The organism is Aurantimonas sp. NFXS3, from assembly GCF_049132005.1.
GTDB classification, from domain to species: Bacteria; Pseudomonadota; Alphaproteobacteria; order Rhizobiales; family Rhizobiaceae; genus Aurantimonas; species Aurantimonas coralicida.
Map to the genome: position 1 here is coordinate 43,632 of NZ_JAGDDZ010000010.1, position 22,390 is coordinate 66,021.

Annotated in this window: 20 protein-coding genes and 2 pseudogenes; 8 read left to right on the plus strand and 14 right to left on the minus strand. The window is 65.2% G+C overall.

Annotated features, from left to right (window positions below; genetic code table 11):
- Positions 1–22 precede the first annotated feature (22 nt).
- The 6 genes from J3367_RS20280 to J3367_RS20305 all read right to left on the minus strand — a co-directional run bounded on the left by J3367_RS20280 (position 23) and on the right by J3367_RS20305 (position 4,422).
- Positions 23–388 (minus strand): hypothetical protein, encoded by a 366-nt coding sequence (locus J3367_RS20280; protein WP_421462452.1) that lies wholly within the window; start codon positions 386–388, stop codon positions 23–25.
- 132 nt (positions 389–520) lie between these two features.
- Entirely contained in the window at positions 521–1,477 is a 957-nt protein-coding gene (locus tag J3367_RS20285) for a methyltetrahydrofolate cobalamin methyltransferase (RefSeq protein WP_421462453.1), read from the minus strand.
- 43 nt (positions 1,478–1,520) lie between these two features.
- Positions 1,521–2,429, minus strand: coding sequence for a methylenetetrahydrofolate reductase (locus tag J3367_RS20290; RefSeq protein WP_421462455.1), 909 nt, complete (start codon positions 2,427–2,429; stop codon positions 1,521–1,523).
- A complete protein-coding gene (locus tag J3367_RS20295) occupies positions 2,426–2,725 on the minus strand; it encodes a virulence factor (protein WP_421462457.1) in 300 nt (99 codons plus the stop codon). The genes J3367_RS20290 and J3367_RS20295 overlap by 4 nt, the downstream gene beginning before the upstream one ends.
- Positions 2,726–2,882: 157 nt before the next feature.
- Entirely contained in the window at positions 2,883–3,527 is a 645-nt protein-coding gene (locus J3367_RS20300) for an exopolysaccharide biosynthesis protein (RefSeq protein ID WP_024351365.1), read from the minus strand.
- Positions 3,528–3,789: 262 nt separating this feature from the next.
- Positions 3,790–4,422: a DUF1638 domain-containing protein gene (locus J3367_RS20305; protein WP_421462459.1), complete on the minus strand. Its 633-nt coding sequence runs from the start codon at positions 4,420–4,422 to the stop codon at positions 3,790–3,792.
- 138 nt (positions 4,423–4,560) lie between these two features.
- Here J3367_RS20305 and J3367_RS20310 point away from each other — a divergent pair, with 138 nt between their 5' ends.
- The gene (locus J3367_RS20310) at positions 4,561–4,707 is read left to right on the plus strand and encodes a hypothetical protein (RefSeq protein WP_169513634.1); all 147 of its coding nucleotides are present in this window, start codon (positions 4,561–4,563) and stop codon (positions 4,705–4,707) included.
- 103 nt (positions 4,708–4,810) lie between these two features.
- Here J3367_RS20310 and J3367_RS20315 read toward each other — a convergent pair whose 3' ends face one another.
- Positions 4,811–5,503: a corrinoid protein gene (locus J3367_RS20315; protein WP_187390596.1), complete on the minus strand. Its 693-nt coding sequence runs from the start codon at positions 5,501–5,503 to the stop codon at positions 4,811–4,813.
- A 352-nt stretch (positions 5,504–5,855) separates the two neighbouring features.
- On the opposite strand from J3367_RS20315, the gene J3367_RS20320 reads away from it, so the two are divergent.
- Positions 5,856–7,439: a trimethylamine methyltransferase family protein gene (locus J3367_RS20320; RefSeq protein ID WP_421462461.1), complete on the plus strand. Its 1,584-nt coding sequence runs from the start codon at positions 5,856–5,858 to the stop codon at positions 7,437–7,439.
- A gap of 143 nt (positions 7,440–7,582) precedes the next feature.
- Here the strand turns inward: J3367_RS20320 and J3367_RS20325 are convergent.
- Positions 7,583–8,395, minus strand: a pseudogene (locus J3367_RS20325) (IS3 family transposase); the annotation flags it as partial.
- Between the two features lie 576 nt (positions 8,396–8,971).
- Between J3367_RS20325 and J3367_RS20330 the strand changes: the two are divergent.
- The 3 genes and pseudogenes from J3367_RS20330 to J3367_RS20340 form a co-directional block, all read left to right on the plus strand.
- The gene (locus J3367_RS20330) at positions 8,972–10,753 is read left to right on the plus strand and encodes an ethylbenzene dehydrogenase-related protein (RefSeq protein WP_421462463.1); all 1,782 of its coding nucleotides are present in this window, start codon (positions 8,972–8,974) and stop codon (positions 10,751–10,753) included.
- Position 10,754: 1 nt separating this feature from the next.
- A complete protein-coding gene (locus tag J3367_RS20335) occupies positions 10,755–11,708 on the plus strand; it encodes a 2Fe-2S iron-sulfur cluster binding domain-containing protein (RefSeq protein ID WP_421462465.1) in 954 nt (317 codons plus the stop codon).
- 43 nt (positions 11,709–11,751) lie between these two features.
- Positions 11,752–12,072, plus strand: a pseudogene (locus J3367_RS20340) (IS3 family transposase); the annotation flags it as partial.
- 346 nt (positions 12,073–12,418) lie between these two features.
- Here J3367_RS20340 and J3367_RS20345 read toward each other — a convergent pair.
- The gene (locus J3367_RS20345) at positions 12,419–12,781 is read right to left on the minus strand and encodes a hypothetical protein (protein ID WP_421462483.1); all 363 of its coding nucleotides are present in this window, start codon (positions 12,779–12,781) and stop codon (positions 12,419–12,421) included.
- A gap of 88 nt (positions 12,782–12,869) precedes the next feature.
- Here J3367_RS20345 and J3367_RS20350 point away from each other — a divergent pair, with 88 nt between their 5' ends.
- Together J3367_RS20350 and J3367_RS20355 are read left to right on the plus strand one after the other, a co-directional pair.
- A complete protein-coding gene (locus J3367_RS20350; protein ID WP_421462466.1) occupies positions 12,870–13,301 on the plus strand; it encodes a universal stress protein in 432 nt (143 codons plus the stop codon).
- A 50-nt stretch (positions 13,302–13,351) separates the two neighbouring features.
- The gene (locus tag J3367_RS20355; protein WP_024351359.1) at positions 13,352–14,932 is read left to right on the plus strand and encodes an alanine/glycine:cation symporter family protein; all 1,581 of its coding nucleotides are present in this window, start codon (positions 13,352–13,354) and stop codon (positions 14,930–14,932) included.
- 21 nt (positions 14,933–14,953) lie between these two features.
- Here J3367_RS20355 and bmt read toward each other — a convergent pair whose 3' ends face one another.
- Positions 14,954–15,964, minus strand: a complete 1,011-nt coding sequence (gene bmt, locus J3367_RS20360) for a betaine--homocysteine S-methyltransferase (RefSeq protein WP_421462468.1) — start codon at positions 15,962–15,964, stop codon at positions 14,954–14,956.
- Between the two features lie 415 nt (positions 15,965–16,379).
- Here bmt and J3367_RS20365 point away from each other — a divergent pair, with 415 nt between their 5' ends.
- Complete coding sequence (locus J3367_RS20365; RefSeq protein ID WP_421462469.1) at positions 16,380–16,589, plus strand: hypothetical protein; 210 nt, start codon at positions 16,380–16,382, stop codon at positions 16,587–16,589.
- Between the two features lie 120 nt (positions 16,590–16,709).
- Here the strand turns inward: J3367_RS20365 and J3367_RS20370 are convergent, their stop codons facing one another.
- The 4 genes from J3367_RS20370 to J3367_RS20385 form a co-directional block, all read right to left on the minus strand.
- Positions 16,710–17,777 (minus strand): quaternary amine ABC transporter ATP-binding protein, encoded by a 1,068-nt coding sequence (locus tag J3367_RS20370; protein ID WP_421462470.1) that lies wholly within the window; start codon positions 17,775–17,777, stop codon positions 16,710–16,712.
- The gene (locus tag J3367_RS20375) at positions 17,770–18,657 is read right to left on the minus strand and encodes an ABC transporter permease (protein ID WP_009210069.1); all 888 of its coding nucleotides are present in this window, start codon (positions 18,655–18,657) and stop codon (positions 17,770–17,772) included. Before J3367_RS20375 ends, J3367_RS20370 begins: the two co-directional genes overlap by 8 nt.
- A gap of 245 nt (positions 18,658–18,902) precedes the next feature.
- On the minus strand, positions 18,903–19,901 hold the full coding sequence (locus J3367_RS20380; protein ID WP_024351355.1) for an ABC transporter substrate-binding protein: 999 nt from the start codon (positions 19,899–19,901) through the stop codon (positions 18,903–18,905).
- Positions 19,902–20,221: 320 nt separating this feature from the next.
- On the minus strand, positions 20,222–22,201 hold the full coding sequence (locus J3367_RS20385) for a putative bifunctional diguanylate cyclase/phosphodiesterase (protein ID WP_421462472.1): 1,980 nt from the start codon (positions 22,199–22,201) through the stop codon (positions 20,222–20,224).
- Positions 22,202–22,390 lie beyond the last annotated feature (189 nt).

Here is a 22,390-nt window from a genome sequence, read left to right on the forward strand (position 1 = left end):
CGCGCCGTGTTCCGGCTGAGGCTTACTGGGCGAGACGCTTGCGGTTGGCGCGCACGCGCTGGGAATAGGGCTTCAGCCCGGCTGACAGGATCGTGTCGCCGTGGTTGCCGCCGCGGCCGGAGCCGGTCACCGTTGCCATGGCGAGAGAGGTCATCGCCTCGATGGTGGCGAGGTTCATCGCCACGATGGATTCGCCGGCCGCCTGCATCTTTTCGCTCAGCATGCGGGAGACTTCGTCTCGATCCTTGGCCTGCGGCGACGCGGCGGCCATCGAGAACTGGGTCAGGCGCGTGCCGATGACAAAGGGCGCCATCAGCATCAGCGTCGTGAGTTCCGCCGCCGTCTTGGGTGCGTGGAAGAAGGACGCGGGGTTCGGGTTGCGGCTCATGCGGGGTGTTCCTTGTTCGGTAGTTGCTACCAAACGCGCCAGATGGCGAAATGGTCTCCCGATCCGTAGCTTTATTTCGCACCTGCAAAAAGCGCCGCAACGACACGATCCGCAGTTTAAACGGCCGGCCGGTCACGACGCCGCCCTCCGGCCTTCGCGCCCGCCACGCCGCCGCCCGCCTGCTCCGGTGGTAGGAGCGGCGACGGTCGCTGCAGACGCCCCCCCCGCCGGCGCTACGTCGCGATAGTGGCGGATCCACTCGCCGCAGGAGGGATCGTTGCCCATCAGCACGTTAGCGGCGCGCACCGCCTCCATCTCCTGCGGCCGGCAGGGATTCATGATGGCCGAGGTCATGCCGGCCGCAATGGCCATCGGCAGGAAGGCGGCGTTGACGGCGTGGCGGTGGGGCAGGCCGAAGGAGATGTTCGAGGCGCCGCAGGTGGTGTTCACCCCGAGTTCCTCGCGCAGCCGGCGCACCAGCGCGAAGACCTGCCGGCCGGCGGTGCCCATCGCGCCGATCGGCATGACCAGCGGATCGACGACGATGTCGGCGGCGCTGATGCCGTAATCGGCGGCATGGCGGACGATGCGCCTCGCCACCTCGAAGCGCACGTCCGGGTCTTCGGAGATGCCGGTCTCGTCGTTGGAGATGGCAACGACGGGCACGTCGTATTTCTTTACCAGCGGCAGGATCGCCTCGAGCTTTTCCACCTCGCCGGTGACCGAATTGACCAGCGGCCGTCCCTTGGCCACGGCCAGCGCGGCGCTCAGCGCCGGGGAGACGGAGGAATCGATCGAGATCGGCAGGTCGGTGAGGCTCTGGACGAGGCGGATGGTCTCGACCAGCAGCGGCGGTTCGGAGACGTTCGGGTCGACGGCGGTGACGCCGGCATTGACGTCGAGCATGGTGGCGCCGGCGGCGACCTGGGCGAGGACATCGCGCGTGACCGTTTCGAAATTGCCCGCGACCATCTCGGCGGCGAGGATCTTGCGACCGGTCGGATTGATGCGTTCGCCGATGACGCAGAAGGGCTGGTCGAAGCCGATCACGACCTCGCGGCTGGCGGATGCGACGATGGTGCGGGTCATGGCCGAAGCTCCGGTCGGTGAAGGCGTCGCGCGGTAAGCGGCGTCAGGCGTGCTGGCGGTCGCCCGCCGCGGTCTGGATCGCCGTCGCGTCCATCCAGGAGCCGCGGCCGTAGAGCCATTGCGCCGAGGCAGCGAGCCCGCCGAAGGGAAAGACGTGAAGCTGCCTGACCGGGGTATCTGTCGTCTCGGCCCAGTGCCGCTCGATCGGCCCGGCGACGGATTCGGGCGAATGGGACGTGGCAAGCGCGGTGAGGGCGCTCGGCCGCTTCTTCAGGACGGATACCGAATTGCCGATGCCGCACAGCGCAGCGAAGCGGATCAGCGTCGCGATCTTGGCCGGGCCGGCGACACCGAGATGGATCGGCAGGTCGATGCCCGCCGCGCGGACGGACTCCGCCCAGTGCAGATAGACCGCCGCGTCGAAGCCGAACTGCGTGACGATCCGCAGCCTTGCATCGCTGCGCCGGGCGAAATCGCGTTTCAGCCGCAGCGCTTCCGAGGCGGTGGCGGCGGAGCAGTCCGGCGTCCCCTCCGGGTGGCCGGCGACGCCGATGTCGCGAAAGCTGTGGCGGTCGAGGATGCCCGTCGAGAGGACCTCCATGGTCGAGCTGTAGGGCCCGGCCGGTCGCGTCAGCCCGCCGCCGACCACCAGCACGTCGCTGGCGCCGCCTTCTTCGGCATAGGCCTGGACGCGATCGCGCAATTCGGCATGGCTGCGCATCCGGCGCGCCGGAATATGCGGCACCGGTTCGTAGCCGAGGTCGCGGACCCGCCGGACGGCACGGACGAAATCCTTCACCGCGTCGACGCCGACGTCGCAGAGATAGGTCTTCGTGCCGGGCGGAAAGAGCCCCGGCAGATCGCGCGATTCCAGCGCCTGGCGCGGGGCGATCTCGATGGAGGCGGGCATGGCCGTGCGGCCGGCATGCATGTCGTATCCGATCGGCTTCATGGTTCGCGCCCCTCGTTCGCGACGAGCGCCTTGAGACGATCGTCGTCGTAGCTCTGTTCGATATCGCGGGTCAGCCGTTCGGCTTCGGCTTCGAGGTCGCTCACCTCGGCCGGCGACGAGCCTCGTCGCCATTCGGCCAGATAGGCGTCGCTGTCCTTCGCACCGACGCGCATGGCGCAGCGGTCGATGGCCTCGATGAAGCGGGAAGGAAGTTCGCGGCGGGCGGATTTGCGACCCTGCCGCACCACGATCTGGGCGGGAATGTCACGCCAGTAGACGATCTGCAGTTCTGCCATCCGCCACCTCCGATGACCCCACTGTGGTCCGGCGGAAACGGTGCGGATATGCCGGGCGCGACGGGCCGCGATGCCGTTTGCGACATCGGGCGCGCGGGGCGCGGGGACAGGCGTCCTGATGCGGTCCGGCCACGGCGGCCGGTGTGGCGTGGGGCGGCTAGAACAGCCCCATTACGGCCAGGGCCGCGGCGCCGTAGACGCTGAGAAGGAAGATCGTCGAGGCGATGCCGACGAGGATCGAGGCGATCAGCCAGAGGCCGTCGCGCGCCGTGATGGCGATGCCGGCAATGGCGACGGAGACGCCCGGGAACATGTTGGTCAGCGGAAACGGAATGGCGATCAGGATCGACATGACGAAGCAGAACCAGCCGATGCCCGAAAGCAGCAGCCATTCGGGCTCGGGCCAGTAGCGGTGCCGGGCGAGCCGCTCGATCCGGCGCAGCATCGGTCCGATGCGGGTGACCACGCGTCCTAGCATCTCGGAGGTGATCCGGATCTTGCGGATGCGCTCGGGCAGCCACAGCCGATGCCGGCCGACCGCCAGCTGCAGCGTGAACAGCACCAGCGGCAGGCCGAGAAAGATCGACGCGCCGGGCGGCAACGGCACCAGGTTCAGGCCGCCGAACAGGATGAAGAAGGCGCCGAAGGAGCGGGTGTCGAAGGCCTGGGAGAGCTCGCCGATCGTCGCGCCGGCACGGTTGCGGTGAGACAGGCCGCGCAGGATCGCCGAAATCCGCTTCTGCCGCTTGGCACCACGCCGCCGGAGCGATTGTCGGAGGCTGGAGAAGACGGCAGGTGACACGGAGGACGCTCTGGGAACGGGGACTTCGGAAAAGCTCATGATGCGGCCTGTTCCGTCGCGTGTGAGGAACGGTCCGCGAACGACGCTGCCGCCTGACCGGGCTTCGTCGATCCACTGTGCCCTTGAAAGCGTTAAATCGGGGTTTTCCCTGTAAAGATCAAGACGTGATCCCCGCGGGCCCTGCGAAGGTCGCAGGGGCCATGATCGTGCCGCCCGCCGTCCACGGGTGCGAACCGCGCAAACGGGCCGGCAGCAGGGGAACTCAGGCGGGCGCGTGCTCCGGCACGGGCGCGGCGGCAGCGACGATGGCGTCGCTCAGGTCGCCGTAGCCGACGAAGCGGCGCTCGTAGCCAAGCCCCAGTTTCGCCGCGATCTCCCGGCCGCGCCGGTCGAGATCCGGGGCGTCGGTCTGGGCGAGATAGACCACGCGTTCGTAGTGACCGAAGAGCATGCCGATCAGTTCGGGATGGCGGTCGAGCTTCATCGGCCGGGTGACGAAGGCATCGAACTGGCGGGCGAGAAAGTCGGTCAGCCAGAAGGTCGTCATCTGCGCCTCCGCATCGGCGGCGAAGCGATCGTTGCCGGCAAAGAACGCGTAGCAGTGCGGCCCGGCGATGCGTTCGACGTCGTGGCGCGCACAGACCGTGTCGAGGAGGCCGCCGGTGCCGCAATCGGCATAGGCGATGAAGATCCGCCCGGCGCCGTCTGCGCGGGCCGCCATGATGGCGGCCTCGACCGCAGGCGCGATCTTCTGCGGCGCGTTGTGCAGGTCGGCCGGCAGGCAGGTGACCGTGACATGCACCAGCCCGTTGGCCGACAGGACGGCCAGAACCTCGCGGGCGACGGCGCCACAGGCGATGACCGTCAGCGTTTCGGGGGCGGGCGTGGCCGACATCTGCGCGCTGTCATGCGGCAGGGGATTCATTGCCCGGTCACCTGACATTCACCACGCCTGTCAAAAACCGGAGCATGGTGGGAACCAGCGGGGCACTGCACCGTTTTTCGGTCACATTTGCCAACCGGAGACCCCACAATGACCAAGCGCATCGCCATCGTGTCCACTCTTCTCGCCGGAGCCCTGGCGCTTTCGGCCTGCGCCAACACCGTGCGCGGCGTCGGCCGCGACGTGGGCAACACGGTGGATGCCACCGGCGCCGCCGTGAACGACGTCGCCCGGTAAACGCGCCCGTCAGCAGTTCGAGAAGGCGTGGTGACCAACGGTCGCCGCGCCTTTTGCGTATCCGGGGTCCGGCGCGCAGCCGGACGAGCGGGCAGGGCCGGCGTCACAGCTGGTTGTGCCGCCGTTCCATCAGGTTCCGGGCTGTCTCCACCGTGACCGCCGCGTCGCGGCAATAGGCGTCGGCGCCGACCTGGTTGGCAAAATCCTCGTTCAGCGGCGCGCCGCCGACCAGCACGATGACATCGTCGCGAATGCCCTTCTGGACGAGCGTGTCGATGACGACCTTCATGTAGGGCATGGTCGTCGTCAGCAGCGCCGACATGCCGAGGAATTCCGGCTGGTGGTCCTCGATCGCCGCGAGATATTTGTCGACGTCGATATTGATGCCGAGATCGACGATCTCGAAGCCGGCGCCTTCCATCATCATGCCGACGAGATTCTTGCCGATGTCGTGGATGTCGCCCTTCACCGTGCCGATGACCATCTTGCCCTGCTTCGGCGCGCCGGTCTCGGCGAGCAGCGGCCGCAGGATGGCCATGCCGGCCTTCATCGCATTGGCCGATAGCAACACCTCGGGCACGAACAGGATGCCGTCGCGAAAATCCTCGCCGACGATCTGCATGCCGCCGACTAGCGCCTTGGTCAGGACGTCGTAGGGCGTCCATCCGCGTTCGAGGAGGATCTGCGTTCCCTCCTCGATCTCCTCGCGCAGGCCGTCATAGAGGTCGTCCTTCATCTGGGCGACAAGATCGTCGTCCGACAGTTCGGCCAGAATGATGTCGTCGGCATCGGCCATGGCGCATTCCTTGTGGCGGGACGAACCCGGAACTGCCCCGAACGCGACTTTCAGCGACTGCGCCGCCTCGTCCGTCCGCAGCCCTCACTCTAGGGCAGCCGCAGCCGCGCAATCTCTTTGCTGCGACATCCGCCATTGCGAAAGCGACGTGCGCGACGCGGTCTGACACGGCGCGCAGGCGCCCGCCAGGGTCCGGCCGATGCGGACCCGCGCCGTCATTGTTCTCGGCGCGTCACCGGCCTTCGCAGGTAAGACGGCAACGGCCGGTGCTGCTCCTAGTATCGGTGACAGATCGAACGCCCGTGCGTGGCTGGAGCCGGCACGGGCCGCCGCTTTGGCCGGAGACCTGACGATGAGCGACGAAACCGGACATCTGAGCGAGATGCCGCGCACCGAAGGCGGCCGCCGCGGCCGCGGCACCGGCGGCGGGGCGACGGCCCGGCGCGCCGCCCGGGTCCAGAGCGCGTCCGGAACGAAGCTGAGCTACATCCGCCGCAACGTGCCGGAATACGAGCTCCTCGACGAGGCCGGCCTCGCGATCATCGAGGCGAATGCCGACACCATCCTCGAAGAGATCGGCATCGAGTTCCGCGACGACGCCGAGGCGCTGGAGATGTGGAAGGCGGCGGGGGCCGAGGTCTCGGGCGAGCGCGTCCGGTTTCCCAAAGGCCTGTGCCGCGAGCTTCTGAAGACGGCGCCGCGGACCTTCGTCCAGCATGCGCGCAATCCGGAGAACTCGGTCGAGATCGGCGGCAAGGCGACGGTCTTCGCCCCGGTCTACGGCCCGCCCTTCGTCCGCGATCTCGACGGCGTGCGGCGCTATGCGACCATCGAGGATTTCCGCAATATCGTGAAGCTCGCCTATCTGGCGCCGTCGCTGCATCATTCCGGCGGCACCGTCTGCGAGCCCGTCGACATCCCGGTCAACAAGCGGCATCTCGACATGCTGCTGGCCCACATGACTCTGTCGGACAAGCCGTTCATGGGCTCGGTGACGGCGCCGGAACGCGCCCGCGACACGGTGGAGATGTGCCGCATCCTGTTCGGCGAAAAGTTCGTCGACGAGAACTGCGTGGTCATCAACCTGATCAACGCCAATTCGCCGATGACCTTCGACGGCACCATGCTCGGCGCGCTGAAGGTCTATGCCCGCGCCAACCAGGCCTGCATCGTCACCCCCTTCATCCTCGCCGGCGCAATGAGCCCGGTCACGGTCGCCGGCACGCTGGCGCAGGTTTTGGCCGAAGCGCTGGCCGGCGCCGCCTTCACCCAGCTCTGCCGGCCGGGGGCCCCGGTAGTCTTCGGCACCTTCGCTTCGTCGATCTCCATGCAGTCCGGGGCGCCGACCTTCGGCACGCCGGAGCCTGCGCTGGTGTCCTACGGCGCGGCCCAGTTGGCGCGCCGGCTCGGCCTGCCGTTCCGCACCGGCGGGTCGCTCTGCGCCTCCAAGGTGCCCGACGCCCAGGCTGCCTATGAGAGCGCCAACACGCTGAACTCCACCATGCTGGCGGGTACCAATTTCGTCCTGCATGCGGCCGGCTGGCTGGAGGGCGGACTGGCTGTCTGCTTCGAGAAATTCGTGATGGATTGCGACCAGCTCGGCATGATGCAAGCCTTCTCGCGCGGCGTCGATCTGTCGGAGAACGGGCAGGCGATGTCGGCGATCCGCGAGGTCGGTCCGGGCAGCCACTTCCTCGGCTGTCAGCACACCCAGGACAATTTCCAGACGGCATTCTACCGCTCGGCCATCGCCGACAACAATTCCTTTGAGCAATGGTCGGCGGAAGGCGCGTTGCGCGCCGAGAACCGCGCAGGTCAGCTTTGCCGGCGCTGGCTGGATTCCTACGAGGCGCCGGCGCTCGATCCCGCCATCTCTGAAGCGCTGACGGCGTTCGTGGCAAAGCGCAAGGCAGCCGAGGCAGACGCCTTCGCCTGAAAGGGAGAGGCGGACCCGACCGCCCAGCCCGAAACGACTTCGGCGGCGCGGATCGCCCGGACGATCCATCGCGCGGTCTGGCGCGGCGACGAGGGCTGACGAGGGATCTGCGCGAGCCGGGTCGGCCGGCCGGACTCTGGCTGGATGGTCGCGATCATCTCGCCGGAGATGCCGACCTGCGCCACGGCCGACCAGGCAATGATCTCGCGGTCGCTGGCATCGAGGACGAAGAGTATGCGCACGACTTCGCGGGTCCTGGCATGGATCTCCAGGTGGTCGGAGCAGTGAGCCAGCGACGCGCCACCGGGTCGAGCCTGCTGGCGAACGCACGTTCGCGCCCAGCGCAATGACGACGCCGTCATGCGTTCGGCCAGGCCGTCGGGCGGTATGGTGCTTCAACGTCAGGCCATGATGCTGCATGATCCTCGGCACCCGCTTGGCATTGACCGCCGGGCGGCATTCCGCCTGCATGCGACGGTTCAAGAGCGCCGTCACACGCCTGTAGCCTAGGCCGGCCGAGCGTCAACGATGGCACGGATGGGCGCCCGGAACTTGGCATCATCGGCCTTGCGATACGGCCCCCTCGGCTTCACCGTCCTGCCGCGTGGCTCGTTGATCTGGGGACGAGCGACCTCGAGTGTCTCTTTCAGGATCTCGTTCTCCATCGTCTTGCGACCGAGCAGGCACTCGAGGTCCCGGACCCGCTTTTCCAGACCGCGGACCCTCGACGTGCCGGCGACGCTTTCGTTGGCCTGGACGGCGGCATGTCCGCCCTCCAGCATCCGGCGCTTCCCGGCAAAGAGCTGCGATAGCGGGACGCCTGCCTGTCGCGCTACAAAGGACACGCTCATCCCCAGCTGCATCGCGTCCCGGACGAGGCGGACTCTCTTCGCCGTCGACCGTCGCCGCCGGCGCCGCACGGAAGTGATGGCTTCAAACCCGAGAAAACGGGCCATCTGGAGCTATCGACATAGTCGTACTCATAGGCGGATGGCTATGCCTTATCGGCTATGCCACCTGGCCGCTCAAAACGGGGTGACTCCGATACACTACCGACAGGCCCGCGGAATCCCATTTTCGTGGGCCGCCTATGGTCAGGCAGATATCGAAATCGAGCGATGACGCTCTCTTGCGGTAACGGAATGCAGTTTCGCCTTGGCCCCCTGGCGACGCCGTCAGCGCACTCTTCATGGCCGCCGCGCCCAATATGCGCCTCGTTCTCACCGTCTTGGCGCTATGGCTCGTCTGGTTCCTGTAAGCACGCCAGCCGAAAACGGCAAACCGGATACGTCCAAATGCCTTCCCGGTTGTGTCGCCCCAATGACTTAGCCATTGTTCAGGGCTGAGCATTCCACAGCGATACTCTCGGTAAGCCAACCTTAACGTTGCGAAATGGCCCTATACTCGTCAGTTTTCTGCCTCTACCATGACGTATTGATCACTCAAAAGCCCCGATATCGTTAGGCAAAACTTGCGAAATGGACGCTGACGCAAGAAGGCGCCCCGTCTAACGTATCTTTGGGGGATGTTTATTGATCAGATGGCACAAGAGCGACTGGGGCACCGTCGTCGCGCATTGGCTTGGTGTGGCGCTCGTTGTATTCTTGACGGCAACAGGTCTAAAACTCCTTGCGGACGAGCCTGATTATCGATGGTTATCTGGTATAGCGGAGTATGCGCCTGGAGGTGATCCGTGGTATCGGCACATAGTCTCTGGCTATGCCTTTGCGGCGGTTGCGGTCTTCTACATTGCTTACATCGCTAAAGCTGGGCTATCGTCGCGGATCGTTCTGGACAGCGCGCGATTGAAAGGGCTTCTACACGGAGGAAAACCATTCTGGTCGTCGCTCAACCTCATAGCCACCTGGATTTTCTTTTTCGCGGCGCTGGTCTGCATAATAACCGGTTTCTTTTTGTCGGCCGGTTTCGACGCTGAGCTTCTGTTCTGGCATGTCGTGGGCTTCTGGATCGTCGTTGCGTTTCCTATCGTCCATGTGCTTCTGCATCTGCGGATCGGCGGTGTCGGTCAAATTGCTCGGATCTTTCGTCCAACTCGCCTCATGCGGAGCCCGCCAGCGATTGCCCTTGAGGAGATTATCCAACGGCTCCTATCGGAGCGTAGTGGTATCGCCCATACGGTTTCCAATGAGCCCCGGCTAGCCGCGAAGGTGCGAACGTCGCGATGGAGACATCCTGCGACGATTGGTATGATCGCTCTGATCCTCGTGTTGAGCGCGAGCTTAGGATTTGACCAGCTACTTGGTCGACCACTCGTCGCGGCTGCCATCGAAAATGGCGAAGCACCAGTGCTTGATGGAGATCTGGCCGAAGCGGTCTGGTCCAACGCAGAACCAATAGTTTTCAAGGCTGGGCACGGCGGCGATTTTGGTGGTACCGGCGAGACTACCTTCGAGGTTCGCGCCGTCCACGACCGCAGAAACATCTATTTCGCCGTCAAGTGGTCAGATCCGACCCGATCGTTGCAAGCTACGCCAATGCGCAAGGAACATGGGCGTTGGAAGATCGTCGGCGACCCGTCGAACCAGACTGATGGCGAGTACCTCGCGGGCGATAGGCTGGCGATGATGGCTGCATCACCGGGACGTGCATTGATCGGCGGGGCGATCCACCTAGGCCGCACCCCGATCGAAGGGGGGCCGCAGCCGGCATCGGGTCGCGGCCTGCACTACATGAAGAACAATCGCGGCATTGTCGACGTCTGGCAATGGTCCCCAGCCGCCGATGCCGCTGCAGGCTTTGCAGACGATGGTTACATTGGTGAGCCGTTACCCTACGACGAGGCCCAAGTTTCAGGCCTGAAGCCCTATCGCGGCGGTTTTTCTCAGGATCGCCTCCCAGGCGTGTCGGAGCCCAATATTCTGACGGATAATCCAACAAGCGAGCACGTCGTCCCAAAGCGACTTCCAGATCACCCCTCAGTTGGTACATCGCTTGCCAAGCGCCTAAAACTTGACCCAACCCACAGCGGGTCGATCGACGAGACCGATAACTGGGGAATGAGCGAAAGCCGCTCTAGGCCCTATTCCAAGTCCATCGACCGCTCAATACCGAACGGCGCCGTACTTCCCGGGGTCGTCGTCAATGATCTGACCGCAACAGGCCAGTCGGAGGTTGCGACCGCTGGCAAATGGGCAGGCGGTGCCTGGGTCGTTGAAATCCGCCGGCCACTAGCCACCGAAGATACGAACGATGTCGCCATCCGCTCCGGCGTCCTCCTGTGGTTTGCGGCATTCGACCAGTCGCCGACGCGGCACAGCTACCACCTTCGTCCCTTAATCATGGAACTTGACTGACATGGCTCCAAATCTGAGCATATCTCTCAACGGTCGACACAGTTTCGGCGGCAAGTGCGGTGACCTAATTCTAGATGCCGCCCTCCGCAGCGGTGTCGATTTGCCGCACGATTGCCGCTCAGGCTACTGCGGCAGTTGTACCATTTCTCTCGAAAAAGGATTGATCTTTGGCGGTGAAACAGCCTCTGCCGGTCAGGTTAGAGCCTGCCAGGCCCGTCTGTTTTCCGACCTCGCAATTCGCGTTGATCCGACTCCACCCACCGTAGTCGTAAGTGGCAACATCTCCACAATCGAGACAATCGCTAAAAATACGGTTGCTGTAAGCATTCTCACCAAGAGCGCTATGGAGATTCTCCCGGGGCAATATTGTAAGGTGAAATTTAAGGGGTTTCCCGAACGTTGCTTCAGCCCCACTGCCGATATGCAGACCGGCGGCTTTTCTAGGCATCTTCTCTACTTTCATATCAAGCAGACGCAAGACGGACGCGTTACGCCGGAAATCGGAACGCGGATCAACGTCGGACACAAGGTTCGCGTGACTGGTCCACTTGGGCACGCCTACCACCGGCGCGGTCGGGACAATCGGCTCGTGCTGGTGGGCACAGGCACCGGCTTTGCGCCGATCTGGGCAGTGGCTGCCGCGGCGCTTGAAGAGAACCCTGACCGGGAGATCGCGCTGATTGCTGGAACGCGCCGAGCATCGTCCTTTTACATGGGGTCCGCGCTGCGCCATGCGGCGCGGTATTCCAACGTGAAGATTTTGCCGTTCGTCGATGATATGCCAAGCCATGTACCGTTGATTTATCGTGGCGGGCTGAAGGAGCGGCTGCCGAAGATTACGCCCGACGACATTGTCTTCGCCGCTGGAGCACCAGTCATCGTCGAAGACGTCAAGCGATACGCCGAGCGAGCAGGTGCAACCTTCTACAGTGATCCCTTTCACCCAACCCATTAGGCAGGCTGTTGAAAAAGCCAGTCGCCGCTGGGCTTTAAGGGTGATTCCAGAGACCGAGCTGCGTGGTCGGCTACGTGAGCTGCCAATGAGCGCCGGCGGTTCGGCTATCGACGCCTGTTCGTCCTACTGCGCGGGAGGGTGAGCATTCGGGGATCAAAGCATCTATCGGCTACCGGCAGGAAGGGCTGACGGTGCGCAAGCGCCGGCCCCAGCAACGCGCGGTGGGACGCGGGCGCCGATCCTGGTCGAAGCAAGACCGTACGCATGCTGGTCTATCGACTTTGTGCACGACCAGTTCGCCTGCGGGCGGCGCTTTCGCGTACTCAACATCGTTAACGACGGCATGCGCGAGTGCGCGCATGCCGATAGGAACTGCAACAAACACTCCGCTTCCCGTTTTCCGACGTCGCCCGAGAGGCGGCCTCGAGGGTGCTTGACCACTACCCCGTGTGATTTCCGACGTCAGCCGTCCGACGCTGACGGTTTTGAGAATGGTCTGAACGGTATTGGTGCCAGAGCGCCGCCTCGCGGTATCGACGATGGTGCGGATGTCGGCTTCGCCCTCGGCCGCGCGCATGGCGCGGTAGCCATTCGTCACTCTGCGTTGGATAACGGCGGGGCCGAGCGCCTATTCGCAGCTGCTGTTGGCGGCTCCACCAGTCCGAGATCGGCGGAGAAGGTCAGGAGCCGTTCGCGGACGCGCGGGAATTTCATTTGGAGATCACAAGCCAGATCGCCTGCGCGTCGACGCGAAAGGATGCCGGCGAGACTTTGCTCCAGGCCCGGCGCCTGGCGGCGATTGTCGAGCCCACAAAGGTTTCGATCCCATCGGCCCGGACAAGAGCTCGTTTTGGCCTGAGCCAGAGTCGCGACGCTAGCATGTTGTCAATCGTCTGGTCGGCATTGTGCAGGGCGGTGAAGCCGCATCCGGCGGCCGGGCGCATGACCGCGGTCGGAGCCCAGCTCTCTCGAAACGCGAAGGGTTTCCCGCCCATCGGGACCGGGTGACGGAGGCCACGCCGCGCGCTGCGACCTTCGGCGGCGACACGCATGGCGCGAAAAGCGTTTGCCATCACCGAAATTGAACCTACCATAATCAATATTGATGGTTTGGCTCAGATCGTCTTGCTGCCCGACCGACCGATAGAGGGGTGATCGCCCATGGCGACCGAGATCTTTGTCGTTGCCTATGACGGGCATGATCGCAGCGTCGTCGACTACGCAGTGGTGCGGGCCAAGGCGAGCGGGGCGGCCCTCCACATCGTCCATGTCCTGCAATGGTCGCCCTACAGCTTCCTGACCGCCGAGGAACTCGACGAGCGCAAGATGCGCCGGCGCCAGGAGCTCGAACGCGCCAGGACCACGCTGCTCGATCCGCTCGTCTCCGAGATTTCCGCCGAAGGGGTCACCGTCGATTGCGAGATCCGCTTCGGCGCACCGACCGAGATCATCCTCGCGGTCGCCGAGCATCAGAAGGCGGCGATGATCTTCGTCGGGCGCACGGGCAGGGGCCCGGTCCAGAACAAGATCTTCGGCAGCGTCACCCTGGGACTGGCACAGGTCGCCCGCATCCCGACCGTGATCGTGCCATGAGCCGCCCTGCATCCGCCGCACGGAATTTCGATCCAGACAGAGGTTGCGTCATGCCGAAGACCGCCGCTCTCCTGCCGCTGGCGGGCGCCAGCCTTCTCCTGACCGGGCCCGCCGCAGCGCAGGACGCCGAGCCGGGCTTTTCCATCGACGCGACCCTTTCGGCGATCATGGAGCCGGTGACGACCCCCTTCGTCAGCTTCATCTTCGCGCCGCTGCCAGGCACCGAACTGCCCTGGATCGTCCTGTGGCTGATCACGGCGGCGGCGATCTTCACGGTCTATTTCGGCTTCGTGCAGTTCCGTCTGGTCGGCCATGCCATCCAGCTCGTGCGGGGCCAGTACACCTCGCCGGATGCGGCGGGTGAGGTCACCCATTTCCAGGCGCTGGCGACGGCGGTCTCGGGCACGGTCGGCCTCGGCAATATCGCCGGTGTCGCCGTCGCGGTGTCGATCGGCGGTCCGGGCGCGACCTTCTGGATGATCCTTGCCGGCCTTCTCGGCATGGCCTCGAAATTCACCGAATGCACCCTCGGCGTGAAATACCGCGAGGAATTTCCCGACGGGCGCGTCTCCGGCGGACCGATGCACTATCTGCGCAAGGGCATGGCGGAACTCGGCTACGCCAAGCTCGGCCGGTTCCTCGCCGTGCTCTTCGCGATCTTCTGCGTCTTCGCCTCTTGGGGTGGCGGCAACATGTTCCAGGCCAACCAGGCCCATGCGCAGCTGGTCGTCATCACCGGCGGCGAGGAGAGCTTCCTGAACGGCCGCGGATGGATCACCGGTGTCGTCATGGCGATCATCGTCTTCATGGTCATCGTCGGCGGCATCAAGTCGATCGCCCGCGTCACCGAGAAGCTCGTGCCTTTCATGGGGCTGCTGTATCTGGGCGCCGCCCTGGTGATCATCGGCGTCGAATACGACCGGATCGGCTGGGCGATCGGCCAGATCTTCGCCGGCGCCTTCACCGGGCTGGGGGTCGCCGGCGGCATTGTCGGCGCGCTGATCCAGGGCCTGCGCCGTGCGACCTTCTCCAACGAGGCCGGCATCGGCTCGGCGGCGATCGCCCATGCGGCGGTGCAGACCGACCACCCGGTCACCGAGGGCTTCGTGTCGATGCTCGAGCCGTTCATCGACACGGTGGTGATCTGCACGGCGACGGCGCTGGTGATCACCATCAGCGGCGTCATGCAGCAGGACCCGGCGACCGGCCTGTATGTCTGGGATCAGGGCCTCGGCCAGATCGCCACGGAAGGCTCGCTCAGCGGGGTCGAGCTGACCTCGGCGGCCTTCGGTACGGCGATCCCGTGGTTCCCCTATGTCCTGGGGCTCGCCGTGGTGCTCTTCGCCTTCTCGACGATGATCTCCTGGTCCTATTACGGGCTGAAGGCGTGGCTGTTCCTGTTCGGCGATTCCAAGACCTCGGACCTGTTCTTCAAGATCCTGTTCTGCCTGTTCGTCGTCCTCGGCGCCTCGGTCAGCCTCGGCGCGGTACTCGACTTCTCCGACGCCTCGCTGTTCGCCATGGGCATCGCCAACATCATCGGCCTGTACTTCCTGATGCCGGTGGTGAAGCGGGAGATGACCGGCTATCTCGCCAAGCTGCGGGCCGGCAAGATCCCGCGCTACCACTGACCGCGAAAGTGCGAAGCCGGCTCAGTCCCGGCTTCGCCGCCGGCCCGTGCGCGGCGCTGTTTCGCCGGCGGCCGACGCCGCCTTGTTGACCAGCGGGCCGACGGCCTCGACGATTTCGGCGATGCTCGGCCGCTGACGGCGCACATGGGTATCGATGGCGTGGCGCATGGCGCCGAGATGATGTGGCGAGGTCCCGCAGCAGCCGCCGATGATCCGGGCGCCAGCATCGATCGCCAGCCGGGCGTAATCGGCCATCTGCTCGGGCGTGCCGGAATAGACCGTGCCGCCGTCGACGAAGCGTGGGATGCCGCAATTGGCCTTCACGACCAAAGCGGAGTCCGGCGAGCCCGTTTCCAGCTCCAGAGCCGTCGCCAGCATGTCGGACGCGCCGACGCCGCAATTCGCGCCGACCGCGACGGGGCGCGGCGACAGGCCGTCGACCGCCTTGTGGAAGTCGCAGGGGTGGATGCCCATCATGGTGCGGCCGGCGCTGTCGAAGGAGCCGGTGACGACATAGGGCATGCCGCAGGCGAGCGCCGCCTCGGCCGCCGCGCGCACCTCTTCGGCCGCCGACATGGTCTCGATCCACACGACGTCGACGCCGCCGTCCTTCAGCCCGGCGATCTGCTCGCGGAAGGCTTCGACGGCCTCGGCGTAGGAGAGGGCGCCCAGCGGCTGCAGCAGCTCGCCCGTCGGGCCGACCGATCCGCCGACGACGACAGGACGGCCGGCCGCGTCGGCCACCGCCCGCGCCAGTTCGGCGGCAATCCGGTTGAGCGCGTGGGTGCGATCTTCGGCCTGGTGCAGCTTCAGCCGGTGGCGGTTGGCGCCGAAGGAGCAGCTGAGGATGATGTCGGCGCCGTTGTCGACAAAGGCCTGGTGCAGCGCCGTGATCCGGTCGGGATGGCTCTCCAGCCACATCTCCGGCGCTTCGCCGGCCTCCAGCCCCACCTCGAACAGATTGGTCCCGGTGGCCCCGTCCGCGAGGAGGACGCCCTTCGCGTCCAGGAGCTGGGTCAGCGAATGCGGCATCGGGCGGCCTCCGGTTCGAGCGGCGTCGCGGCGACGCCTGATGATGATGCGACGGCGGCACGGGGCCTCGCGACGAGCGGCCCGTGTGCGTCTGGCCGGATGATGCCGGCCTTGCAAGGGCCGCGATCTTCCGAACGCGTCATCGCGCAGTCAGCGCGCGGCAAGCGGCGTACGCCGCGGAAGACGCGGGGGCCTGACACACAATGTCTTGGGGACAAGTCGGATTGTGCGGTGCAACCGCCACAATCGGCGGCCAAGAGGGAGCTCACGCACCGGATGGCAGACGGCCTTCCGTGGCGGCAAACGGGGTTGCCGCAAAGTTCCGGCAAGGTTTTGTTAATAATTTGACCATGGCGATTCGCGCGGCAGCGCGCGAGGGGAATCGCCGCAGAGGGACGAAGCAGGGGGATTTTGCATGTTCGAGCGATTGCCGAAGCGACTGGACGAGGTCGACATCGTCACGGCGGCCATTCGCGCGCTGGCCCGTGAGGGCTACGACCGCGTCCGGATCGAGCAGGCGCTGATCCGCCAGGCGCCGGTGGATCTCGACCTCCTGGCCGAATGCTACGAGCGCATCTTCGGCGGGGCTGGCGCCTCCGCGCTGCCGGACCGCATCGCCGCCTGATTGCCGCGGCGGCGCGGCCGTCGCCGATCGCACGAAACCCGCGACGTGGGGATGTCGCGGGCCGGATGAGATCGCTGCGGCGACCGGCGACGCCCTGCGCCGCCGGCCATCCTTGCAGGATTACAGTTCGCTGGCGTCCAGCGCGTCCTTCAGGACCGGCGTGACCATGGCCGCCATCAGGCCGCGCATGGTCAGGGTGCCCATCGGCATGCCGGTCCCGTTGACCACATGCGCCTTGGTGACGCCGTCGCCGGTCATGCGGCGCGCAGCTTCCTCCAGGATCGTGCCGCGCCGAATCGGCACGCTTTCCGGCGCCGGGGCCTCGCCCGGCGCGATCGGCTCCATCACCGTCTCGACCTGAATCACCCGGCCACGGTTCACCTCGCGCACGAAGGAGGAGATGTAGTCGTCGGCCGGGCGCAGCACGATGTCCTGCGCGGTGCCCTGCTGGACGATCTCGCCGGCGCGCAGGATGGCGATCTGCTCGCCGAGCCGCAGCGCCTCGTCGAGATCGTGGGTGATGAACACTATGGTCTTGTGCAGTTCGGTCTGCAGGTCGAGGAGCACGCTCTGCATGTCGGTGCGGATCAGCGGATCGAGCGCCGAGAACGCCTCGTCCATCAACAGGATGTCGGCGTCCGTCGCCAGCGCCCGCGCCAAGCCGACGCGCTGCTGCATGCCGCCCGAGAGCTGGGCCGGATAATTGTCCTCGTAGCCCTTCAGCCCGACGCGCTCGATCCAGCGCATCGCGCCGTCGCGCTGCTCCTTGCGCGACTTGCCCATCACCTCCAGCCCGTAGGCGACATTGTCGATGACGGTCTTGTGGGGCAGGAGCCCGAAGCGCTGGAAGACCATCGAGATCTTGTGGCGCCGGAAATCGCGCAGGCGCGTGTCCGACATTGCGAGGACATCCTCGTCGTCGATCAGGATCTCGCCGGCCGACGGTTCGATCAGCCGGTTGATGTGGCGGATCAGGGTGGACTTGCCCGAGCCCGACAGCCCCATCACCACCTGGATGCCGGAGGCCGGGATGTCGATGTTGATGTCCTTCAGCCCGAGCACGTGGCTGTGCTCGGCGAGCAGTTCGGACTTCGACATGCCCTGGCGTACGAGATCCACCATCGCTTTGTCTTCGGGGCCGAAGATCTTGTAAAGATTGCGGATCTTGATGGCGATCTCATCAGCCATGGGCGGCCTCCCGGTGACGCTGCAGGCGCTTGCCGTAGGCCTGGCTGGAGCGGTCGAAGATGATGGCGATGGCGACGATCGCCAGGCCATTCAGGACGCCCTGCGTGAAATACTGATTGGTGATGGCCTGCAGCACCGGCTGGCCGAGACCGCGCACGCCGATCAGCGAAGCGACGACGACCATGGCGAGGGCCATCATGATGGTCTGGTTGATGCCGGCCATGATGGTCGGCAGGGCGAGCGGCAGCTGCACCTGTGTCAGCTTCTGCCAGCCCGAGGAGCCGAAGGCATTGGCGGCCTCCAGCACTTCCTTGTCGACCAGCCGGATGCCGAGATTGGTCAGCCGGATGATCGGCGGCATGGCGTAGATCACCACCACCAGCAGACCCGGAATGAGGCCGATGCCGAGCAGCATGACGATCGGGATGAGATAGACGAAGGACGGCATCGTCTGCATCACGTCGAGGATCGGATTGATCACCGCCTGCACCTTGTTGGAGCGCGACATGATGATGCCGATCGGCATGCCGATGATGATCGACATCAGCGTGCAGACGACGATGATCGACAGGGTTCGCATGGTGTCTTCCCACATGCCGAACACGCCGATGAGGATCAGGGCCACGAAGGTGCCGACGGTGATCGCCTTCGATCGGCTGGCCAGCCAGACGATGCCGACAATGACGAGCAGGATGATCCACCACGGGGTCTGGATCAGAAGCCGTTCGAACCACAGGAGGAACTCGAGCAACGGGCGGAAGATCGCTTCGATCGTGTCGCCATAGGCGCGCGAGAACGAGCGGTAGTACTGGTCGATCGTGCGCGACATCAAGCGCAGGTCTCGCCCCGCCAGTTGTGGAAATTCGGTCAACCAATCCACAGTCGAGGTCTCCTTGGCATGTTTTCTGGATCATGGGGCCCGGGGCGGGCCTGCGGTCGCACGGCCGGCGATGGACCCGCGAGGGGGCCGTGGTGCCGGTCGCAACCGTGGGGCAGGGCGCGTCGGCGGGATCGGCCGTCAAGCGCCCGCCAGGCGCGTTGCCCGGAATCGGGCAGGAGCGAGAATGACCTGCCGGTGGTGCGACCCCCCGGCAGGTCCGTCGTCATCGTGTCAGCCGGCCCGGATCAGAGCGCCGACTTGATCTTCTCGGCCGCATCTTCGGAGACCCAGCCGGTCCACAGGTCCGGGTTGTTCTCGAGGAAGTAGTAGGCGGTGTCTTCGCCGGTCGCCTGCTGCTCTTCCTTCCAGGCGAGGAGCTTGTTAACCGTGTCGTTGCCCCAGGCGCGGGTGTTCAGATACTCAGCCACCTCGGGCGACTGTTCCTGCACCTTCGGCGTCAGGACGGTGAAGACCTCGGACTTGGTCCAGGCATTGATCTTCGGCTCGGCGCAATCAACCTGTGTCGTGCACTCGGCCCATTCCTTGGGATCGTGCTCGGCGTCGAAGGGCAGCTTCTTCATCGGGTACTTGCCGAGAATGGCGGTTGGCGCCCAGTAATAGCCGAGCCACGGCTCCTTGTTCTCGTAGGCCTTGGCAATCGAGCCATCGAGCCCGGCGGCCGAGCCGGTGTCGATCAGGGTGAAGCCCTTCTCCTCGCCGTCATAGGCCTTGAACAGGTTCGCCGTGGTGATCTGGCAGCCCCAGCCGGCCGGGCAGTTGTAGACGGCGCCCTTGGACGGATCCTCGTTCGCCGGGAACAGCTCGGGATGCTCCAGCGCGTCACCGACGGTTTTGATCTCGGGATGGGCCTCGGCGAAGTAGGTCGGGACCCACCAGCCTTCCTCGCCGCCGTCCGACAGGACCTCGGCGCCGAACGCGATGGTGCCTTCCTCGGCGGCCTTGTCGATCTGGTCGCGGAACTGGTTGACCCACATTTCGGGCGCGACGTCCGGCTCCTGCTTCTCGGTCATCGAGGCGAAGGTCGGCATGGTGTCGCCTGGCAGGAGGCGCACGGTGCAGCCATAGCCCTCTTCGAGGATGATCTTGTCGATCGCCGCCAGAACCTCCGCCGACGCCCAGTTCATGTTCGACACGCTCAGTTCACAGTTCTCCTGCGCCGAGGCGGTGGCGCTGAACCCGAACAGGGCGGCTGCGAGACAGGTTGAGGCGAGAAGAAATTTCATGCGTAATCCTTACTTCTTTGTGCGAGGCGAGTATCGTACGCTGGAATGGCAACGCGAACACGGGGTGATTGTGCCCATGTCGCCCGCATACGACTCGTTGCTGCCGGACGGCAGACATCTCTTTGAACGTTCTTAGAGAGGCTAGCCTGCTAACGGCCGGAATCCAACCTGTTTTCTCAAATATGGCGCTCGTGGGGCAGCCGGGCAGGGCTCCTCGGGGCGTCCGGCGGGCTGGCAGCGACAGCCTGCCGCGGGGATTTGAGAAGGGCGGGAAATTGCGCCGGCGCGGCGAACAGGTCCCCGCGAATACGACGAAGACCCTATGCGGCCGCCGACGGACGCACCGCGCTGTCGTCGGACGGTCCGTGGCGGAACCGCGCCAGCGCTTCGCTGGCCACGCGTTCGGCCGGCATCGGCTTGCCGAAGTAGAAGCCCTGGAGCTGGTCGCAGCCAAGGCTCTTGAGCAGATCGACCTGCTCGCGGGTCTCGATGCCCTCGGCAGTGACCTTCATGTTCATATGGTGGGCCATCGAGACAATGGTGTCGAGAATTTGCGGCACGCTGGGCTCGCCATTCTCGTAGGCCACCATGAAGGACTGGTCGATCTTCAGTTTGTCGAACGGGAAGCGCCAGAGATAGCCGAGCGAGGAATAGCCGGTGCCGAAATCGTCCATGTCGATGGAGATGCCGAGGGCCTTCAGCTCGCGCAGCTGGGCGAGGATCTCGTCGGAGCGCTCCAGGACCAGCGACTCGACCACCTCGATCTCGAGGCGGCTGCCGTCAACGCCGGCCTTGTCGAGCGCCGATTTGACGATCGAGACGAGGTCGCCGTCGCCGAACTGCACCGGGCTCAGATTGACCGAGACAAAGAGATGCTTTGGCCACAGCGCGATCTGGCGGACGGCCTCGCCGATCACCCAGGTGCCGATGGTCTTGATGTAGCCGCGTGCCTCGGCGATCGGGATGAAGACCGCCGGCGAGATCTGGTTGCCCTCTTCGTCGCGCATGCGGATCAGCGCCTCGAAGCCGAGCAGCCGCGATCCGTCGCCATTGACGATCGGCTGGTAGAACAGTTCGAAGCTCTGGTTCTCCAGAGCCCGACGCACCAGACCTTCGATATGCCGGCGATGATGCATCGCCTCGTCCATGGACGGTTCGAAATAGATCAGGTTGCGGGATTTGTCGGTCTTGTGCTGCAGATGCGCGAGCTCGGCATGCTTGACCAGTTCAGAATGGGTGCGTCCGTCCTGGGGCGCGAGCGCGCAGCCGATGGAGACGCTCGGGGTCACCGTCGTGCCCTCGATCTCGACCGGCTCGGTCACCGCGTCGACGATCCGCTTGCAGAGCGCCGCGACATCTTCCTGCGAGGCGACCCGGCGCTGCAGGACGGCGAAATCGTCGGCGCCGAGGCGGGCCAGAAGGTCGTTGCGGTCGACGACGCCGATCAGGCGGTCGGCGACCACGCGCAGGAGCTCGTCGCCGGCGGCCTGGCCCAGCCGGTCGTTGATCTCCGACATCTCGTCGATGTCGATATACAGATAGGCCATGCGCTCGCGGGTGGCGCGAACGGTGGCCAGCACCCGGTCGCTCTCCTCCTGCATGCGATGCCGGTTGAGCAGCTTGGTCAGCGCGTCGTGATTGGCCAGGAAGATGATACGCTCGTCCGCCTCGGCGATCTTGCGCTTGCGGCGGATATAGAGAAGCAGCGGCACCGCGGTGGCGAAGAAGATCAGCACCAGCAACAGGGCGGAGGCGTTCGCCAGCGTCGTTTTGAACGCACTGCGGTTGGCGACCATGTTGCCGACCATCGAGACATAGCCGATTGTCCGGTCGTTCCGGATCAGCGGCATGATCACCGTCGGATTGGTGAAGCCGTCATCCTCGACGACCTGCCAGTCGCCCTCGCGCGCCAGGACGCTCTCGGACAGCCGGTCGCTCGACTGCATGCCGCCGGGGCGGTCGCGCAGCAGCCATTCATAGCGGTCGGAGCGCGTGCGATAGACCTCTTCGCCGTTGCGATCGAAGATCGCGAAACTCTCGATATTGGCGAGGTCGGCCAGCCGGCGGATGTCGGTTTCGGCGTCGGGGTTGCGGGACAGGCCGGTGAGGAAGGCATCCACATTGCCACCGGGCTGGGTCAGGAGCCGGGCAAAGTTCTCGCCCTTGGTCCGCATCTCGGTCTCGACGAGACCGCCGACGGTGGCGCCACCGATGGACAGCGCGCCGAACACGACGGTGCCGGCGATCGCCAGCCCGCCGAGAACAGTCAGTCCATTCCTGTAGAAAAACTTGAGCACCATCGCCCATTCCGCGCCGATTTCGCTGCGACCGTATGTCCGAGACGTAAAGATTTATCGAACAATGGCCGAACGGCCGATTTGCGGGATTGCCGGAAACCTGCGCGCCCATTCCGCGGCGTGGGAATGCTTACCCAGCGGGAGTCACGCGAGCACGGTCGATCGACCAGAATTCGCGCCGCCGTCAGGTGT

Bases quoted from the DNA above. Each gene is read 5' to 3' on its own strand.
- J3367_RS20370 (WP_421462470.1), bottom strand. From the start codon at position 17,777: ATGGCTGATGAGATCGCCATCAAGATCCGCAATCTTTACAAGATCTTC.
- J3367_RS20345 (WP_421462483.1), bottom strand. From the start codon at position 12,781: ATGGCAAACGCTTTTCGCGCCATGCGTGTCGCCGCCGAAGGTCGCAGC.
- J3367_RS20335 (WP_421462465.1), top strand. From the start codon at position 10,755: ATGGCTCCAAATCTGAGCATATCTCTCAACGGTCGACACAGTTTCGGC.
- J3367_RS20305 (WP_421462459.1), bottom strand. From the start codon at position 4,422: ATGTCGGCCACGCCCGCCCCCGAAACGCTGACGGTCATCGCCTGTGGC.
- J3367_RS20380 (WP_024351355.1), bottom strand. From the start codon at position 19,901: ATGAAATTTCTTCTCGCCTCAACCTGTCTCGCAGCCGCCCTGTTCGGG.
- J3367_RS20355 (WP_024351359.1), top strand. From the start codon at position 13,352: ATGCCGAAGACCGCCGCTCTCCTGCCGCTGGCGGGCGCCAGCCTTCTC.
- J3367_RS20385 (WP_421462472.1), bottom strand. From the start codon at position 22,201: ATGGTGCTCAAGTTTTTCTACAGGAATGGACTGACTGTTCTCGGCGGG.
- J3367_RS20295 (WP_421462457.1), bottom strand. From the start codon at position 2,725: ATGGCAGAACTGCAGATCGTCTACTGGCGTGACATTCCCGCCCAGATC.
- J3367_RS20290 (WP_421462455.1), bottom strand. From the start codon at position 2,429: ATGAAGCCGATCGGATACGACATGCATGCCGGCCGCACGGCCATGCCC.
- J3367_RS20310 (WP_169513634.1), top strand. From the start codon at position 4,561: ATGACCAAGCGCATCGCCATCGTGTCCACTCTTCTCGCCGGAGCCCTG.
- bmt (WP_421462468.1), bottom strand. From the start codon at position 15,964: ATGCCGCATTCGCTGACCCAGCTCCTGGACGCGAAGGGCGTCCTCCTC.
- J3367_RS20280 (WP_421462452.1), bottom strand. From the start codon at position 388: ATGAGCCGCAACCCGAACCCCGCGTCCTTCTTCCACGCACCCAAGACG.
- J3367_RS20350 (WP_421462466.1), top strand. From the start codon at position 12,870: ATGGCGACCGAGATCTTTGTCGTTGCCTATGACGGGCATGATCGCAGC.
- J3367_RS20315 (WP_187390596.1), bottom strand. From the start codon at position 5,503: ATGGCCGATGCCGACGACATCATTCTGGCCGAACTGTCGGACGACGAT.
- J3367_RS20285 (WP_421462453.1), bottom strand. From the start codon at position 1,477: ATGACCCGCACCATCGTCGCATCCGCCAGCCGCGAGGTCGTGATCGGC.
- J3367_RS20320 (WP_421462461.1), top strand. From the start codon at position 5,856: ATGAGCGACGAAACCGGACATCTGAGCGAGATGCCGCGCACCGAAGGC.
- J3367_RS20365 (WP_421462469.1), top strand. From the start codon at position 16,380: ATGTTCGAGCGATTGCCGAAGCGACTGGACGAGGTCGACATCGTCACG.